Annotated in this window: 1 protein-coding gene; it reads right to left on the bottom strand. The window is 44.3% G+C overall.

Translation table 11 applies throughout. The annotated features are described in order from the left end of the window. A partial coding sequence (locus VHA01S_RS16765) for a reverse transcriptase domain-containing protein (RefSeq protein WP_023405533.1) occupies nucleotides 1-711 on the bottom strand: 711 nt, incomplete at both ends.

Raw genomic sequence — 711 nt, 5'->3', positions numbered from 1 at the left:
GAGTTCACGCAGATTACTCAAGAACATCAACGTGTTGGATTTACTCGGTTTAATGAGTAATTTCCCTTTGTACTTCCTATGGTTAAAACCTAGGAAATCAAAGCCATCATTAATGTGAGTGATATGCGTTTTATCTTCGGAAAGTGTTAGGCCTCTTTCTGCTAAGAAATCAGCGATCAACGGTTTGATATCGTTCTCCAGCACTTCCTTTGAAGCACAAGTGACGACGAAATCGTCGGCGTATCCAATAAAGTTAGCTCTTGCCCCCTTTTTGAGAGCGGTAGACTTAATCTGCTGTTCGAGACCAGAGAGTGTCATTAACATCAAGGTTGGGGATATAATCCCGCCTTGAGGCGTGCCTTCATCGGTGTCTTGAAATAACCCTTTGTCTACAAAGCCAGACTTTAACCATTGCTCCAACATACGTTTATCAACAGCAATATTTTCCATCAGCCATTGATGCCCGATTTTGTCGAAACAGGCTTTGATGTCCCCTTCGAGAACCCATTGTGCTGACCGTTTCTGACTTAAGCAGATAAAACACTGTCCGATTGCGTCAGCAGTGCTGCGCCTTGGTCTAAAACCGTAGCTGTTAGGATCGGCAAGACTCTCAGACACAGGCTCTAATGCTAATAGATAAAGTGCCTGTTGCGCTCGGTCTATCATGCATGGGATGCCCAATGGTCGAAGTTTGCCATTCTTTTTGGGGAT

Origin of the sequence: Vibrio halioticoli NBRC 102217 (assembly GCF_000496695.1) — a bacterium.
GTDB classification, from domain to species: Bacteria; Pseudomonadota; Gammaproteobacteria; order Enterobacterales; family Vibrionaceae; genus Vibrio; species Vibrio halioticoli.
Note: the sequence above shows the minus strand (reverse complement) of the source record. Positions and strands in the feature narration are given on the sequence as shown.